The sequence below is a fragment of the Bacillota bacterium genome (assembly GCA_040757205.1).
In the GTDB taxonomy this organism is placed as follows: domain Bacteria; phylum Bacillota; class Desulfotomaculia; order Desulfotomaculales; family Desulforudaceae; genus Desulforudis.
The window spans coordinates 85,087-100,028 of sequence record JBFLXL010000005.1 but is presented as its reverse complement, the minus strand read 5'-3'; the positions used below and the strand labels follow the sequence as shown (position 1 = coordinate 100,028).

19 protein-coding genes are annotated in these 14,942 nt (G+C 57.0%); 13 read left to right on the top strand and 6 right to left on the bottom strand.

Annotated features, from left to right (window positions below; translation table 11 throughout):
- The first annotated feature begins 157 nt into the window (after positions 1–157).
- From AB1402_05810 to AB1402_05790, 5 genes are all read left to right on the top strand, one after another.
- On the top strand, positions 158–790 hold the full coding sequence (locus tag AB1402_05810) for a DUF1614 domain-containing protein (protein ID MEW6541113.1): 633 nt from the start codon (positions 158–160) through the stop codon (positions 788–790).
- Between the two features lies 1 nt (position 791).
- The gene (gene spoIIP, locus AB1402_05805) at positions 792–2,033 is read left to right on the top strand and encodes a stage II sporulation protein P (protein ID MEW6541112.1); all 1,242 of its coding nucleotides are present in this window, start codon (positions 792–794) and stop codon (positions 2,031–2,033) included.
- A gap of 87 nt (positions 2,034–2,120) precedes the next feature.
- Complete coding sequence (locus AB1402_05800; protein ID MEW6541111.1) at positions 2,121–2,339, top strand: Uxx-star family glutaredoxin-like (seleno)protein; 219 nt, start codon at positions 2,121–2,123, stop codon at positions 2,337–2,339.
- A gap of 114 nt (positions 2,340–2,453) precedes the next feature.
- Positions 2,454–2,990 (top strand): rubrerythrin, encoded by a 537-nt coding sequence (gene rbr, locus AB1402_05795; protein MEW6541110.1) that lies wholly within the window; start codon positions 2,454–2,456, stop codon positions 2,988–2,990.
- A gap of 212 nt (positions 2,991–3,202) precedes the next feature.
- Positions 3,203–3,685, top strand: coding sequence for a GyrI-like domain-containing protein (locus AB1402_05790; protein MEW6541109.1), 483 nt, complete (start codon positions 3,203–3,205; stop codon positions 3,683–3,685).
- Between the two features lie 20 nt (positions 3,686–3,705).
- On the opposite strand, the gene AB1402_05785 is transcribed toward AB1402_05790, so the two are convergent.
- The 4 genes from AB1402_05785 to AB1402_05770 form a co-directional block, all read right to left on the bottom strand.
- Positions 3,706–5,016 carry a TrkH family potassium uptake protein gene (locus AB1402_05785; protein MEW6541108.1) on the bottom strand — a complete coding sequence of 437 codons (1,311 nt, stop codon included), beginning with the start codon at positions 5,014–5,016 and terminating at the stop codon, positions 3,706–3,708.
- Between the two features lie 157 nt (positions 5,017–5,173).
- Positions 5,174–5,488, bottom strand: a complete 315-nt coding sequence (locus tag AB1402_05780; protein MEW6541107.1) for a spore coat protein — start codon at positions 5,486–5,488, stop codon at positions 5,174–5,176.
- A 42-nt stretch (positions 5,489–5,530) separates the two neighbouring features.
- A complete protein-coding gene (locus tag AB1402_05775) occupies positions 5,531–5,800 on the bottom strand; it encodes a type I secretion C-terminal target domain-containing protein (GenBank protein MEW6541106.1) in 270 nt (89 codons plus the stop codon).
- A gap of 165 nt (positions 5,801–5,965) precedes the next feature.
- The gene (locus tag AB1402_05770) at positions 5,966–6,646 is read right to left on the bottom strand and encodes a Crp/Fnr family transcriptional regulator (GenBank protein MEW6541105.1); all 681 of its coding nucleotides are present in this window, start codon (positions 6,644–6,646) and stop codon (positions 5,966–5,968) included.
- A 188-nt stretch (positions 6,647–6,834) separates the two neighbouring features.
- Here AB1402_05770 and AB1402_05765 point away from each other — a divergent pair, with 188 nt between their 5' ends.
- From AB1402_05765 to AB1402_05735, 7 genes are read left to right on the top strand one after another with little or no spacing between them, the layout of a single operon-like run.
- Positions 6,835–7,536, top strand: coding sequence for a GTP-binding protein (locus AB1402_05765; GenBank protein MEW6541104.1), 702 nt, complete (start codon positions 6,835–6,837; stop codon positions 7,534–7,536).
- A complete protein-coding gene (locus AB1402_05760; GenBank protein ID MEW6541103.1) occupies positions 7,529–8,335 on the top strand; it encodes an ATP-binding cassette domain-containing protein in 807 nt (268 codons plus the stop codon). Before AB1402_05765 ends, AB1402_05760 begins: the two co-directional genes overlap by 8 nt.
- Positions 8,313–9,212 (top strand): ABC transporter substrate-binding protein, encoded by a 900-nt coding sequence (locus tag AB1402_05755; GenBank protein MEW6541102.1) that lies wholly within the window; start codon positions 8,313–8,315, stop codon positions 9,210–9,212. The genes AB1402_05760 and AB1402_05755 overlap by 23 nt, the downstream gene beginning before the upstream one ends.
- A 6-nt stretch (positions 9,213–9,218) precedes the next feature.
- Positions 9,219–10,574 carry an MqnA/MqnD/SBP family protein gene (locus tag AB1402_05750; protein ID MEW6541101.1) on the top strand — a complete coding sequence of 452 codons (1,356 nt, stop codon included), beginning with the start codon at positions 9,219–9,221 and terminating at the stop codon, positions 10,572–10,574.
- Positions 10,546–11,337, top strand: coding sequence for an ABC transporter permease subunit (locus AB1402_05745; GenBank protein ID MEW6541100.1), 792 nt, complete (start codon positions 10,546–10,548; stop codon positions 11,335–11,337). The genes AB1402_05750 and AB1402_05745 overlap by 29 nt, the downstream gene beginning before the upstream one ends.
- Positions 11,334–12,110 carry an ABC transporter permease subunit gene (locus AB1402_05740; GenBank protein ID MEW6541099.1) on the top strand — a complete coding sequence of 259 codons (777 nt, stop codon included), beginning with the start codon at positions 11,334–11,336 and terminating at the stop codon, positions 12,108–12,110. The genes AB1402_05745 and AB1402_05740 overlap by 4 nt, the downstream gene beginning before the upstream one ends.
- Before the next feature lie 6 nt (positions 12,111–12,116).
- Positions 12,117–12,827 carry an ABC transporter ATP-binding protein gene (locus tag AB1402_05735; protein ID MEW6541098.1) on the top strand — a complete coding sequence of 237 codons (711 nt, stop codon included), beginning with the start codon at positions 12,117–12,119 and terminating at the stop codon, positions 12,825–12,827.
- Positions 12,828–13,005: 178 nt separating this feature from the next.
- On the opposite strand, the gene AB1402_05730 is transcribed toward AB1402_05735, so the two are convergent.
- Both AB1402_05730 and AB1402_05725 read right to left on the bottom strand, forming a co-directional pair.
- On the bottom strand, positions 13,006–13,155 hold the full coding sequence (locus tag AB1402_05730) for a hypothetical protein (GenBank protein MEW6541097.1): 150 nt from the start codon (positions 13,153–13,155) through the stop codon (positions 13,006–13,008).
- Positions 13,156–13,170: 15 nt separating this feature from the next.
- Positions 13,171–13,335 carry a hypothetical protein gene (locus tag AB1402_05725; GenBank protein MEW6541096.1) on the bottom strand — a complete coding sequence of 55 codons (165 nt, stop codon included), beginning with the start codon at positions 13,333–13,335 and terminating at the stop codon, positions 13,171–13,173.
- 224 nt (positions 13,336–13,559) lie between these two features.
- Here AB1402_05725 and miaB point away from each other — a divergent pair, with 224 nt between their 5' ends.
- Positions 13,560–14,897 carry a tRNA (N6-isopentenyl adenosine(37)-C2)-methylthiotransferase MiaB gene (gene miaB / locus AB1402_05720; GenBank protein MEW6541095.1) on the top strand — a complete coding sequence of 446 codons (1,338 nt, stop codon included), beginning with the start codon at positions 13,560–13,562 and terminating at the stop codon, positions 14,895–14,897.
- Positions 14,898–14,942 lie beyond the last annotated feature (45 nt).

Genomic DNA, 14,942 nt, shown 5'->3' with positions numbered 1-14,942 from the left:
ATAATTATTCTTGCAACAAAATGTTGAACTTTGCCAAGGAGGCCTTGGTGCTCCCGGTCACTCACGCCGGCCGCATCCGGCCCCTCGCATACGCCCCCGCCTCCGGGTGCAAGCTACTTGAATAGTTTGAAATCGACCCGGAAAGGGTGCGGCCGCCTTGCTGTTCCAATCCCCCGCGGTGATCTTGTTATTGCTGCTCCTGGCCCTGGTGTTCCTGGGACTGCTGCACCGGGTGCTGGACCGGATGCGCCTGACCAAACGGCAGGCCCTCGCTGTTTTGGGCCTGATGCTGGTGGGCGGATTCTTGCCCGACATCGCCCTGGGCCGGGGGTTCGCCTTCAATATCGGGGGTGCTCTCGTTCCCCTGGGGGTGAGCGTCTACCTCCTGGCCACCGCCGACACCGGTCTGGAGAAGGCTCGCGGCCTGTTGGCCGCCTTGGCCGCCGCCCTGGTGGTCTGGGGCCTGGAAACGGTGCTCCCGGCCCAGCCGGGGGCCGGCCGCATGGACATTGATCCTCTGTACGTACCGCCGCTCGTCGCCGGGCTTACAGCCTACCTTTTGGGCCGCTCGCGCCGGGCGGCTTTCATCGGCGGCGTGCTTGGCCTCTCCCTGCTGGATACCGGCTTATGGGCCCGGAGCGCACTTCTGGGCGCCCCCACGGGTCCCGTGGTGTTGGGCGGCGGCGGGGTGTTCGGGGCGGCGGTGGTGGCCGGGGTGTTTGCCGTACTCCTGGCCGAATTGATCGGCGAGATCCGGGAGCGTCTGGGGGGAGGTCCGGCCCGTGTGTAGTATGACCCGGTTGCTCTTCAGCTTGACACTGGTGGTGTTCCTGGCGGCCCTGACCATTCCCTTCGCCAGTCAGGCTGCCGCCGCCGCGCCCGGCGGTCTGACGGACGTATTTGACGAGCTGGCGGACCGGGAAATCGCCGAGGGTTTGTACTACCGGATGGTGGACGAAGAAGGCCGTGTAATTATGGAGACCGGACGGCACATTCAAGCCGGGGACCAGTACCTGGCCCGCGACAACCGGCTGTACGAGGTGGTGCTGGTCGAGAACCGGGTGGGTCACGCCCGTTACGTCCATACCGAGTCCACAGAAGTCCGGAACCTTTTTCAAGCCGCCAACGCCGGCGGGAGTCCCGCTTCCGGCCTGGTGCCAGCCCAAGTGACTCAGCCCGAGGAAGCCGAACAGCACCGCTATGGTTCCGCTTCCGGCTTGGTGCCGGTTCAAGCCCGGCCGAACCGCCTCGTTGCCGTGTATCACACCCACAACGGCGAGTCCTACGTGCCGACGCGCGGGCGGGCGAATGTAAACGGCCGGGGGGACATCCACGCGGTGGGGATGGTTTTTCAAGAGACCCTTGAAAAAAGAGGCGTAGAGGTGATCCACGACGAGACCATCCACCTGCCCCACGACCGTGGCGCCTATCGCCGTTCCCGGAATACGGCCGCGCAACTTCTGGCCCGGGAGCCGGACGCCGTCTTTGACATCCACCGGGACGCGGCGCCCTGGCACACTTATGCGGAGAAAGTGGAAGGCCAATGGGTGGCCCAGGTGATGTTCGTAGTCGGGCGCCAAAACCCTCATTTTGCGGTGAACCGCAGTTTCGCCCTGGACTTGAAGAACTATATCGATACCGTCTACCCGGGCCTGGTCCGGGGCGTGTTTTACGCCAACGGGAACTACAACCAGGACCTGCACCCCTTGAAATTGCTGCTGGAGGTGGGAGCGCACGAAAACACCCGGCGGGCGGCCAAAGAGGGGATTGCGCTGTTCGCTGAAGGTTTTCAGCTGTACCTCTACGGACCGGAGCCGGGCCGGCCGGACCGGGCCCCAGTGCAGCAGCGGAACCAGACCCCGGTTTGGCGGAATATCTTGCTGGTGCTGCTGGTGGTGGGCGCGGCGGGGGGCGGGTTCTACTGGCTCAACTACCCGGAGGCCGCCGAACGTTTGAAGGGGCGGCTCCGGGCGCAGGTTGCCGTGTGGGGCGGGCGGATCAAAAATCAATTTGAACGCCGGCGCAGCAGATAGAATTTACGGGCAGGATTAAGGGAAGTAGCTGGTGAAGGTTATGGGTTGAAATCCTGACCAGCAGGTCTATTTATGGAGGTTGGGGATTTGAACAAGATCATTGTCTACACCAGGACCGGGTGTCCTTACTGCGCGAGCCTGATGCGCGAGTACCGCGAGCAGGGCCTGGAGTTCGAAGAGATCAACGTCAGTCTCGACCCGGAGGCCAAGAAGCTGGTCAAGGGAACCTACCGGGTGAACCGGGTGCCCGTGGTGGTGCGCGACGGGCAGGTGGTCCAGGTCGGTGACCGGACCGGCAAGGGCTGAGCGATCTAGGTCGTGCCGGCGGTGCGCCGGCCCCGAGTCGCTGCTCTGACTTAAATTGCGCCGGTAAATCTGGTACACTATGGGTTAAAATAGAGGCGAAAGGAGTGGACCCAGATGAAAGACCTGAAAGGAACCCAGACGGAGGCGAACCTCAAGGCGGCTTTCGCCGGGGAGTCCATGGCCCGCAACAAGTATACGTACTGGGCTTCGGTGGCGAAGAAGGAAGGTTTCGAGCAGGTGGCCGGCGCTTTTCTGGAGACCGCCGAACACGAAAAGGAGCACGCCAAGAGGCTGTTCAAATTTCTGCAGGGCATCCAGGATACACAGGGCAACCTGCAAGCGGCCATCGACGGTGAAAACTACGAGTGGACCAGCATGTACAAGGAATTTGCCGCGGTGGCCCGTGAAGAGGGCTTTGCCGAAATCGCCGCCGTTCTGGACAGTATCGCCCGGTCTGAACAGTACCACGAAAACCGGTACCGCGCTCTGCTGCAGAACATCCGCGACGGGAAAGCTTTTTCCCGGGAGGAACCGGTCCGCTGGAAATGCCGGAACTGCGGCTATATCCTCGAAGGCGAGGCGGCGCCGGAGACCTGCCCCGCCTGCGCGCACCCCCGCAGTCACTACGAGGTGCTCTGTGAACAATACTAGTTCCGACGTGCGTATGGAACTACGGGAGAATGAACCCCACCGCCGCCGGATGCCGGGATACGAGTTTCGAACGTGCGTATGGAACTACAGGGGGTAAACCGTGTCACTGTGAGGTGCTCTGTGAACAATACTAGTTTCCGCTGGGAGTTCAAAGAGGCCGCCGGGAATGAAAATATCATCCAAGATTCTATTTTCGGAGGAGGATTATCCGCTTGCCCGAGACCGTGACGTTGAAGAGAATCCCGGCCTGCACCGTAGCCTACAAGTCCGGCAGGGGTCCTTACAGCCTGATTCCGGAAGTGGTACGGGACTTGAACCTGTGGATCCGGGAGAACGGCCACACGGCGGCGGGCCCCCCCGTGGGGGTATTCAAGAACAACCCCTACATGCCGCCCGCGGAACTCCTGTGGGAGGTCCAGGTGCCGCTCAAGCTGGACGGACCGCTGTCCGTGCCGGAGACCGACACCACGCCGGGACTTAAAGACCTGCCGGACCGTCAGGTGATCGCCGCCCACCAGGGTGACCTGGACACGCTGGGCGAAGCTCTGCACGGGTTGATCCGGTTTATGGCCTCCAGCGGCTACCGGATGACCGCTGCTCCGGAACAGGTCTTCCTGAAGGACCCGGTGACCACGCCGCCGCATGAACTGGAGGGGGAACTCCGGCTGACGGTCGAGAAGCGCGAGAAGGAGTAGTTCTTTTTCGTTTAGGGGGATCAACCGATGAGGATTTGCTCGTCGGGATACTTCAAGCGGGGTTCCCTGTGGGGCTTGACCAGGGCAAAGACCAGGGTCAAGGGGCCCACCCGGCCAATGTACATACATACTGTAAGGACCAGTTTGCCTGCCGGAGACAAATCCGGGGTAAGGCCCATGGAAAGACCCACCAGAGACAGGGCGGAGGTGACTTCGAACAGAATTGTCAGAAAGTCGGCCCGTTCGGTGATGGAAAGGACCAGGGTGGCCAGGAAGAGCACGGCAAACTGGATGATGGCCAGCGCGACCGCTTTTTGAAACAGGATTTGGGGGATTTCCCGTCCCCATATGCGTACGGAACCCCGTCCCCGGGACAGGTTCCAGGTGGCCAGCAGCAGCAACGCGAAGGCGGTGACTTTAATGCCGCCGGCAACCGAGTTCGACCCCCCGCCGATAAACATGAGCCCGATCATAAAAAACTGGGTTGCCGGGTGGAGGGCACCGATGTCCACGGTGTTAAACCCGGCCGTTCGGGTGGTTAGTGATTGGAAGAAGGAGGCGAGGACTTTCCCCGGGGCGGAGAGGTCGACAAAGGCGCGGGTGTTTTCAATGGCCAGGATGACCAAGAAACCGAGGACCAGCAGGAAAAAAGAGGTGGTGAGCACTATCGCGCTGTGCAGGGAAAGCTTCCGGAAAGACCGCTTCTGGATGACTTCCACGATCACCACGAAACCCAGGCCGCCGATAATCACCGGAACACCCACCCCCAGGTTTATGATCACGTCCTCGGTGTAGGCCGTGAGACTCCTGAAGCCGCCGAAGAGATCAAAACCGGCGTTATTGAACGCCGCAACGGAGTGAAAAACACTCATCCAGACTCCCGGACCCCAACCGAAATCCGGAACAAGCCGGACGGCCAGAACGGCAGCCGCTACGGCCTGAAAAGCGAGGGTAATGGTGATCACCTGGATCACCAGGCGCACCACACCCCCGACCCGGAATTGATTGAGCGATTCCTGGATCAACAGGCGTTGGCGGAGGTTGATTTTGCGGCCCACCAGGATAAGAATCAAGGTGGCCACGGTGATAAAGCCCAAGCCGCCGACCTGAATCAGGCCGAGGATCACCGCCTGGCCGAAGGGCGACCAGTTGGTGCCCGTGTCGACCACCGCCAGGCCGACCACGCAGGTCGCCGAGGTGGCGGTGAAGAGGGCCGTGAGAAAACTGTTGTCGCCGCCGGGGTTCACCGCTGCCGGCAGACTGAGCAGGAAAGTGCCGATAGCGATCAGCAGGCCGAAGCCCAGCAAAAGAATCCGTTGCGGAGTGAACAATCCCGCCCTGCCGCCGCCGGGACCGGTCCCGGCGGCCCCTGTCCGAAACTTGTCCCCATTAGCCATGTTGCACCAATTCTACCCATTGCGGCTTTTTCCCTGCGCACAAATAAAACTTCGCAGCCGGCCGGCTGCGAAGTTTGCGTGCTTGGCGGGACTAGAAACCGCCGGGGTTTGGTCCCTGAAACTGCTGCATCTCCGGCCGGTAGGCGGCGTAGTGCGGAGTCTGCTGCCCAACCTGAGTCCTCATCCCCATGCCGGTTGCCGGTTCAACCTGATACCATCCCCGCTGGTGCATCAGGTCGAACAGCGTTTTGTTCATCATCAGGAGGTCGTTGTGCATCCGGAAGCAGGCGTTCCGGATGTTATCGTTGGACGCCTCGATGATGGTCCGGTGAAAAGTGCTGGACGCGTGCTTGGTGCCTTCGAGGCAGTCGGTCACGATGTCACGGTCGGTCAGTTGGTGGTGCATGCTTCATCCCTCCTCGATTTTGGTTAGGATCGGTTTTGGGTCCTAAGCCATGTGTCCGCCGCCCGGCATACCGGCGTGGTACATTCCGGGCTGCTGCATTCCGGCTTGTTGCTGCATTCCGGCCTGTTGCATGAAGCTATTGAGCATGTTTGTGTGCTGCCGGCAGAGATCGTGGTACTGGCTTAGCACCGAACGGATCTGAGGGTCCTGGACCTGGTTCATGTAGGTGGACAGCTTCTTGGCGCACAGGGTTTCGTGCCGCAAGAGTTCGGTGATGTTCAGCTTTTCGATCTGGCTCATCTGAAAGTCCACGGTTTTGTCACCTCCTTGCCGCTGGCGCTTGGAATACTGGTCTTATTATGCTAATGAAATCCTGAATTATACGGATTATGCGTTTTATAGAAACGGAGGGCCGGGCTGCACCAGTTGGTCAGGGTGGTTGATTATCTGACTGAATGAGACTTGACCCTTCCGGATTTAACGGGAGAAGAGGTCCGCCAGTTTTTCCAGGCTGTGGATTTCAATAATCCTTTTATGGCAAGAGATAATTCCCTTATGTTGCATCTTCTTAATCTCCCTAGATAGGGCAGGTCTTGATACATCCATCTGTTCCGCCCAGGATGTTTTTGTAAATCTCAACACAATGGTGCTGCTCTTTTGTTTTTTCTGCTCCATGGTTAGAAAATATGCTATTTTAGCGGAGATAGACTTCATGGATAAAATTTCGATCATGCTAGTTAGCGCTAAGGCCCTATTGGACACAGATTCTAAAAATTTAGCCATTATCCTGTTATCTTTAGCGAACAATTTCAACAGGTTGGTTTTATTTATCAGCCAGATGTGGCTGTTTTCGCAGGCTGTAACAGTAGAGGGATAGTAATTGGTGTTGGCAAAGATGGAAGCATCGGCAATCAGATCGCAGGGGAATCTTTTGCTTACTGTGATCACTTTTCCAGAGACAAAAATCTTCTGTGCGTCAATGCTTCCTTTCAGGATAACACCTAAGGTGTCTGCGGGATATAGAGGTGAGAAGATCACCTCATTTTTTTTGTAGCATTTTACACTGGAGGCAACATCTTTTAAAAGGCTTTCCAACTCATCAACCGACAAGTGGCTAAACAGGCTGCAACTATTGAGCAGCCGGATCGTACTGTCCACAGCCCCACCCCCTTGAAGAATTTCTTGCCGGAAAAGGTAAAAGTGTAATCAAGGGTACTTTTTCTCTGTGAGGATCAACTATATAATCCAATCATAATTAGAGATGATTAACATAGTCAACCCAGGCAAACATAACGTCCTGGATAGATACAGCGGTTCGCGGATTGTAAAAATAAGGAGGTATTGTCTTGAGGTTGGTAATAGTGGCCGGCACTCCGGCAGCGGGAAAAACATCGGTGATGCTGCATACCTTACGGCATATCCTGACAGACGGGAGCCGGGTAGCGGTTTGCAAGATTGACTGCCTGGAAACGTCTGACCACAAGGCTTACCGCCGCCTGGGCGTTCCGGTGACGGTAGGGTTAAGTGATTATATTTGCCCCGATCATTTCTACGTGTCTAATCTGGAGGAGATTTATGCCTGGGGCAAGGAGCAGCTGGCCGAAATATTGATTCTGGAAACAGCGGGTCTGTGCCACCGCTGTGCTCCGGGCATCAGGGATTGTCTTTCGATCTGTGTGGTGGATAATTTAAGCGGAATTGACACCCCCAAAAAAGTGGGGCCTATTTTAACAACTGCCGATGTGGTTGTAGTGACCAAAGGTGATATTGTTTCCCAGGCCGAACGAGAGGTGTTCCGCAGAAGAATTGAAATGGTTAACCCTGCCGCCGATGTGATCGAGATCAACGGCTTGACAGGACAGGGAACCCTGCGTTTAAAAAAATATGTGCTGGCCAGCCCGCCGGTAGAAGGAGTCGAAGGAAGGCAGCTGCGTTATCCCATGCCTTCTGCGGTTTGTTCCTATTGTAACGGCGAGACGGTGATCGGCAGCCGTTACCAAATGGGGAATGTGAAGAAAATTGATTTTAGGAGGGCCAGTAATGATTAAAAAAATAGCAGTCATGGGAGGGCTTAACAAAAGCGGTGAAATTGAGCCCATCCTAATGGTAGAGATTCATCCCGGCGAGATTGTGGCAGTGGTTGGGCCTACTGGTTCCGGGAAAAGCCAGCTGATTTCGGACATCGAGTACTGGGCGGATGGAGATACGCCCTCGCGCCGGCAAATCCTGATTAACGACCTGTTGCCGACAGTATTTGCCGCACAAACAACCTTGCGCAGGCTGGTGGCCGAGATTTCCCAGAACATGAATTTCGTCATTGATATGTCTGTGAGGGATTTCCTGCTTTTGCATGCCCAAAGCCGGCACATCGGAAACGCTGAAAAAATTGCGCAAGAGGTGGTTGACTGTGCTAATCAGTTAACGGGGGAGCCCTTAAAGATGGACGACAGCCTGACGTCACTGAGTGGGGGTCAGTCTCGGGCATTGATGGTGGCCGATGTCGCGCTTTTGAGCAATGCCCCCATTGTGTTGGTCGATGAAATAGAGAATGCGGGCATCAACCGCCTGGAGGCCTTAAGGCTGCTGGCCGGGCAGGGGAAGGTAGTGTTAGTGGTCACCCATGATCCGATGTTGGCGCTCTTGGCTGACAAAAGGGTGGTGATGAAAAATGGCGGGATGACCAGGCTATTGACTGCCAGCTCCAATGAAAAGGTGCTGCTCAACCGGTTGCTGCAAATAGATACTATGTTATGTGAACTGCGGGAAAGAATTCGCCAAGGCGGAGAGCTCAATCAAGAAATGATCAAGGAGGCGACATATCTATATGGCCAGCGTGTTTTTGCATAATCCCTTAAATATAAATCTTTCTTTAGCCGAAATGGTGAAAGCTGCTGCCCGAGAGATTGGGGCAAAACACGATACTTCAATCGAGGTTAAATCCGCAACCTGTTACCAGCGGGAAAATGGCCTGTTGCCCTTAACAGCCAGTCAGATGGAGGACATGATTATTACTTACGGCAATGACCTTGCCGTCTTCGGCAGAGAAGGGGCGCGGGAGATATTTTCTCCATATCCGGGGCGGTTTCCATTGCGTGAAGAATTGCTCTCCAAGGGCTTTGCTGATCCGGAAGGTTATTTTCATCCCATTTTTCTGATCCCCCTGGTTATGATCTATAACCGGCAGCTGCTCACAGGGGCACAGGTGCCGCAAAAATGGGAGGATCTGCTGGATGCAAGATGGCACGGCAGGATACTGTTCCCTGAACGGCATCTTCCTGCCAGCAGGGCGATTTTGGCCTTGATGCAACATCTCTTTTCAGGCCGCTTCCAGGCTTTCTTGGCAAATATTGTTTTCAAGGGCTCACCGGTAGATGTGAAAAATGCTGTGGACGAAGGCCAATATCCTTTGGGCATCAACAAGGTTTCTTTTGCCAGGTATGCCCGGCATAAAAACGTAGCCATGATCTGGCCCGCTGAAGGGGCATTTTGCCTTCCAAATATTATGGCCTGGAGACAGGGGGCGGATGAGACGTTGTTGGAATTGGGGCAATACCTGCGATCAGTTCCGGTGCAGGATTTTTTTCTCAGACAAGGCTATCTCCCTGTGATCGCAGGGCTGCCATTGCTGCCGGAAGCCGTTTTGAACGATTGCCGTTTATTATGGAAGGGGTGGGACTGGTTTTTCGATCTTGCCAAAGCTGGCATAGACAGAACTCAAATCTGAAGGGAGATGGATTCTATGGTTCGTAACCGGTTACTAAAGGTATTGGTACTTTTCTTGGCGGTATTGCTGGCAGCCGCAGCAAGCGAAACTGCTATGGCTGCCGGCAGGGATGTCACCGTTAGAATAGACGGGAGACCGGTGATATCTGATGTGGCCCCGCAAATAGTCAGGGGGAGGGTCATGGTGCCGCTAAAAGCGATTGCCGGTATTTCCGGGGCTAATGTGGACTGGAATGCAGCCCGGCGAACCGTAACAGTCGATAAAGGCGGCAACAGGATTGTCCTATCCGTCGGCGCGGACAAGGCCATCCATAATGGCCGGCAAGTAGCCCTTGATTCCCCGGTGGTCACAGCAGGAGGGCGCACTTTGGTCCCCTTGCGGTTTATCAGCGAGTCCCTGGGATACGGGGTAACTTGGGACGGCAGTGCCAGGAGGGTTTCCCTGATCAGCAAGCTGGACCGGTTAAATGTACTCGGGCCGATAGCTCCGTTAACTTTCCCCTTCTTTCGCCTGCAGGATACCGATGCCCTGAGCAGTATCACCAGCCAGACCCAAGTGCATATCGCCCGCACGGTGGATATGCTGCGGGCCCAGGCCCTAACCGGGGAGATGCACTTTGCGGCCATGCCTACATATGTGGCGGCTAATCTCTATAACAGCGGGATCAAACTCAAGCTGGTCAATGTTTCTGTTTGGGGCAACCTCTATATCGTCGGAGAGAGAGGGGCACCGGTCAAATCCTTGGAAGATCTTAAAGGGCAGAGGCTCATCATTCCTTCCAGAGGAGATACCCCCGATCTTATTTTTCGCTTCTTGGCCGCTGGGAAGGGTCTGGATATTGCCAGGGACCTACAAATCGAGTATGTCCCTTCTGCAATGGAAGCGGCAGGCCTATTGGCAACGGGCAGGGCCAGGTTTGCCGTGTTGTCGGAGCCTGCTGCGACTTCGGCCCTGCTCAAGGCCCGCCAGGAGGGAAGGACCCTGGAAAGACTGATTCCTTTGCGGAAAGTTTGGGGAGAGGTGACAGGGACTGCCGACCGGATGCCCCAGGCCGGCATCGTAGCGTTGCCTGCAATTGCAGGCCGGGATGACCTGATCCGGGCTTTCAGCGCGGCCTATAGCCAGGCGGCTGCCTGGGCTGTATTAAACCCGGACGAGATGGGAGCCCTGGCCGAAAAGGGGATTGAGGGCTTAAGAGCCCCGGCGGCTGCAAGCGCCCTCAGGTTTTCTGAGTTAAGAGCGGTCCCGGCCATAGATGTCAGGCGGGAGCTGGAGTTTTACTTCAGCAAGCTGCAGGAATTGGCACCCGATATTATCGGAGGGAAATTGCCGGATGCAGGCTTCTATTGGCAACCTAAATAAACCTCTCTACTTGGCGGGAATAATAATTATCTTGCTGGTGTGGGAGATTTTAGCCGTAAGGGTTGCCGCCGGGGCCTTGCCCCACCTCAATGCGATCGTTAGCAGCCTGGCCTACCTGGCGGAAACAGGAAAATTATGGCAACATCTTGGTGTCTCTTTGCACAGGTCTTTGACTGGATTTGCCATCGGCGCGGCGCTGGGTTTTTTTGCCGGCGCCGCCGCCGGTTTCAGCAAGCCCCTTTATTACCTGCTTAAACCCTTGATCGGAGCATTGCTTAGCTTTCCATCCGTGGTAGTAGTGATGCTGGCAATGGTGTGGTTCGGGGTAGGGTCTGAGGTGGCCATCTTCATCACCGCTCTCTTTACCTTTCCCATCATGTATATCAGTGTTGTAGAAGGGGTGGGGTTAATAGATGAGCAACTCTTAGAGATGGCTGCAGTCTACCGGATTTCAAAGTGTCATCTGTGGTGGAGCGTTTACCTGCCGGCTCTGGCCACCGCGATTTTAGCCGGCTTTGCTTTTGCCGCCGGCACTGCCTTTCGCAAGACAATTATGGCTGAACTCCTAGGGAGCAACGACGGGGTAGGCTATGCCATGGCCCTGACGCGATTTAGCCTGGACACAGCGGAGCTTTTTGCCTGGGTGACGGTCTGCCTGCTGGTGGTCGCCAGTGTAGAATTGGCATTAGTAAAGCCTGTTGCCAGATATTTGCGGCTATGGAGACTGCCGGGCAAAACAAAAGCGGCGGGTTTGGGCGAATGATTAAGCTATTGAAAGCAAAGACGATGGTATCTTATTTTTGGATGGCCCTTGGCGTTTTAGCCTTAGCGGTGGCATGGCAAGTGATGTCCCTGGTCTACAGCCCGGTTTTTGTGCCCTCGCCAGGCGAGACCCTGACGGTAACGATTGGCTTGTTTACCTCGCCTAATGCAATAGCTGATTTATATCATACTTTTTACCGGGTGCTGATCGCCCTGGGATTGTTGGCAATTACCGGCATAGCTGTGGGAATGCTGGCCGGGTTCAACCCATGGCTGGAACAGCTCATAAAACCAGTAAAAGATATCCTGATTGCCATCCCTCCGGTGGCTTTGACCTTGCTGGTGATATTTTTGTTCGGCGGCGGCAGCGTGCAAACGGTGGCGATAGCGGTAGCCCTAGGGTTTCCCTTGCTTTATGGCGGAACAGTGACTGCTGTGAGATCGGTGGATAGGGATCTGTTGGAGATGCTGGGGGCTTTTAAAGTATCAAAGGCAGTGCAGTTGCGGGAGGGATACCTGCCTGCGGTAATATTCGCGGTTTTGCCAAATATCCTGCTGGCTGCAGGCCTGACTGTGCGGCTAATGATCATGGCCGAGATCATTGTGGGCCTGAATACAGGGATTGGACAGGCCTTGAGTATAGCCAGGGTACATATGGCGACAGGGGCGATCTTTGCCTGGATGCTGGTGATGGCTACCGCTGTTTTAATTATTGAAGGAGGCCTGCTCCATCTGGCAAGAAAACACCTGTTAACGTGGCAGGCTGGGAGGTAACCCGCAATGCTGGAATTTGAAAAAGTCACCAAGTCCTTTGGCAATCGCACCATTTTGGAGGCTATTTCCTTCCACTTGGAGGACAACCGGATTTTAGCCATCCTGGGCCCTTCGGGGATTGGCAAGACTACAATCCTGCGCATCGCCGCCGGCACCATTAAACCTGATGCCGGGGAAGTACGGTCTGACCGGCAAAAAATCGGCTTTATTTTCCAAGAACCCAGGTTGCTCCCGTGGCGGACAGCCCTGGCTAATATAACCCTTGTGCTCAAAAACAATAAAGGGCTGACAGGCAAAGAACAGGCAGAAAGAGCTGCGGCAATGCTCAAGAGGCTGGGATTGCAGGGTTTTGAGCATTATTACCCAGCCCAGCTAAGCGGCGGGATGCGGCAAAGGGTGGCGATAGCCAGGGCCTTTATCCTCGAACCAGACCTGCTTCTGTTGGACGAGCCGTTCACAGGATTGGACCTGGGACTTAAAGGCTCTTTGCAGCAGATGCTGTTGGAATTGCTGGCATGGCACCCAGCCGCCATGATCTATGTTACCCATGAGCCGCAGGATGCGGTGCTGCTTGCCGATACAGCGATCATTCTGGCCGGAGAGCCGGGCAGAATCATGGCTAGGATAGACCTTGACCGTCCCAGGGGGAAAAGGGACCAACTCTATATCCAGGAGCAAGCCGCGAAACTGACGGCAATACTAACGGCCAAGGGTTGAAAAAGCTGAAGGCGGTAAATCAAAACCCAATGGTTATGATCATTTTGCGGGCGATGCTTGGCTTGACACCCCCCACCTTGCCTATGGGTCTTCGTCACCGGGGAGGTGAATTCCTCTCCGGTTTGAAGCGGGAAAGAAAGAGCTGCCAGTAACTGGAACCGGCAGCGGCTGGGGTGCGCTATTTCTTTTTGTTGAAGGGTACCCGGTAGCCGGTCAGGTCTTGAGCAACGCAATCCGGAGCGATATCAGCGCCGACCGGCTGGTTCGTGCCTACCGGAGCTTTCTTCCCGTCTTGTTTCTTGCGTTTTTCCTTCCTCTTGGCGGTCAAGGTCTTCTTCCTCCTCTAACGGTTTTCAAGGGTGGGGTCGTTGATGAGGCCTTCAATCAGGCCGTCGGCCGCTTCCGCCGCGCCGTCAGGTTCATGCACGGGCGTGCTCGGGACGGCGCCACCGGTCTTGGTGCGGGCCACCACGTGTTCGTCATCCCGGTCTTCCCTGCTCGGCCACACAAGTCTTCACTCCTTGACCGGACGTGTCCGGCACAGATGTTCACGATTAGTATCTGTTCAGAAGCCGCGGTCTATACGGTGAAAGGCGTTGATCAGGGCCGCATGACCGCCGGCAGTTTCCGGTTCAAAGAGAGGGAGAGATGTTCTTTTCGGTGAAGACATATATAAGCGGCGGATGTCTTGGACCAGGAATCAGGGTAGAATAGAAGGCGGGGGGTTGCTGTTTGGAAGGCAAACCGGAACTCGTGTACCAGGTGACTTTCGGCTGCCAGATGAATGAGTTTGACTCCGAACTGATGGCCGGCCTGCTCGAGGGGATGGGGTATGAGCCCGCGGAGTCCCTCGGGGAGGCCGACCTGGTGCTGATCAATACCTGCTGTGTGCGCGGGAGCGCGGAAAACCGGGTCTGGGGGCTTCTGGGCAGCCTGAACCGGTACAAGCGGGCCAAGCCCGCACTGATCGTGGCCGTTTCGGGGTGCTTGCCGCAGCAGGAGGGAATGGGCGAGGAGATCGTCCGGCGTTTTCCGGTGGTGGACCTGGTGCTGGGCACCCAAAACCGCCACGAACTGCCGGGCTTGATCGAGGAAGTCCGGGCGGGGCGGCGTCCGGTTCGGGGCGTGCGGCCGCCGGACGGCGCCGTGCCGGAGGGGCTGCCGGTCCGCCGCAAGAGCGGCCTGCGGGCCTGGGTGCCGGTCATCCACGGGTGCAACAACTTTTGCACCTACTGCATCGTGCCCTATGTCCGGGGCCGGGAGTGCAGCCGCCGGCCCGAGGCCGTAGTGGACGAGGTCCGCGCCCTGGCCGCGGCGGGCTACCGCGAGGTGACCCTGCTCGGACAGAACGTGAACTCTTACGGCCGGGACCTGGACGAAGGGGTGGACTTCGCGGCCCTCCTGGCGCGCCTGGACGCGGTGGAGGGCCTTTGGCGCATCCGGTTCACCACTTCCCACCCGCGGGACTTCACGGACGGGTTGATCGAAGTCATCGCCGGGGCGGAGAAGGTGTGCGAGCACATCCACCTGCCGGCCCAGGCCGGGTCGAACCGGATCTTGCGGCGGATGAACCGGGGCTATACCCGGGAAGACTACCTGGACCTGGCGTCCAGGATCCGGGCGGCTATTCCGGACGTTTCGCTGACCACCGACCTGATGGTGGGATTCCCGGGGGAAACGGACGAGGATTTCGCGGATACGCTGGACTTGGTGCGGCGGGTGGGGTATGACCAGGCCTTCACCTTCGTGTACAACCCGCGGCTGGGCACCCCGGCCGCCGGGTGGCCGGACCAGGTGCCGGAAGACGTCAAGTCGGGGCGTATCCAGGAATTGATCCGGGTGCAAAAAAACATCGGTCTGGCCCGGAACCGGGCCGAGGAGGGAAAAGTCCTGGAGGTGCTGGTCGAGGGGCCGAGCGCCACGAGACCGGACCTCTTATCCGGGCGTACCCGCACCAACAAGACGGTGGCGTTCCCCGGGGAGCCCGGTTTAGCCGGGCGTTTGGTCCGGGTGCGGGTCGAGGACGGGCACCTCACCTACCTGGCGGGCCGGGTGGCGGTGGCGGACTGAGCGCAAGAACGGACCGTGGGTCACACACAAAATATTATATACCGG

Coding starts and splice junctions, on each gene's coding strand:
- spoIIP (MEW6541112.1), top strand. CDS start 792: ATGACCCGGTTGCTCTTCAGCTTGACACTGGTGGTGTTCCTGGCGGCC.
- AB1402_05745 (MEW6541100.1), top strand. CDS start 10,546: ATGCAGGCTTCTATTGGCAACCTAAATAAACCTCTCTACTTGGCGGGA.
- AB1402_05780 (MEW6541107.1), bottom strand. CDS start 5,488: ATGCACCACCAACTGACCGACCGTGACATCGTGACCGACTGCCTCGAA.
- rbr (MEW6541110.1), top strand. CDS start 2,454: ATGAAAGACCTGAAAGGAACCCAGACGGAGGCGAACCTCAAGGCGGCT.
- AB1402_05740 (MEW6541099.1), top strand. CDS start 11,334: ATGATTAAGCTATTGAAAGCAAAGACGATGGTATCTTATTTTTGGATG.
- AB1402_05755 (MEW6541102.1), top strand. CDS start 8,313: ATGGCCAGCGTGTTTTTGCATAATCCCTTAAATATAAATCTTTCTTTA.
- AB1402_05750 (MEW6541101.1), top strand. CDS start 9,219: ATGGATTCTATGGTTCGTAACCGGTTACTAAAGGTATTGGTACTTTTC.
- AB1402_05735 (MEW6541098.1), top strand. CDS start 12,117: ATGCTGGAATTTGAAAAAGTCACCAAGTCCTTTGGCAATCGCACCATT.
- AB1402_05760 (MEW6541103.1), top strand. CDS start 7,529: ATGATTAAAAAAATAGCAGTCATGGGAGGGCTTAACAAAAGCGGTGAA.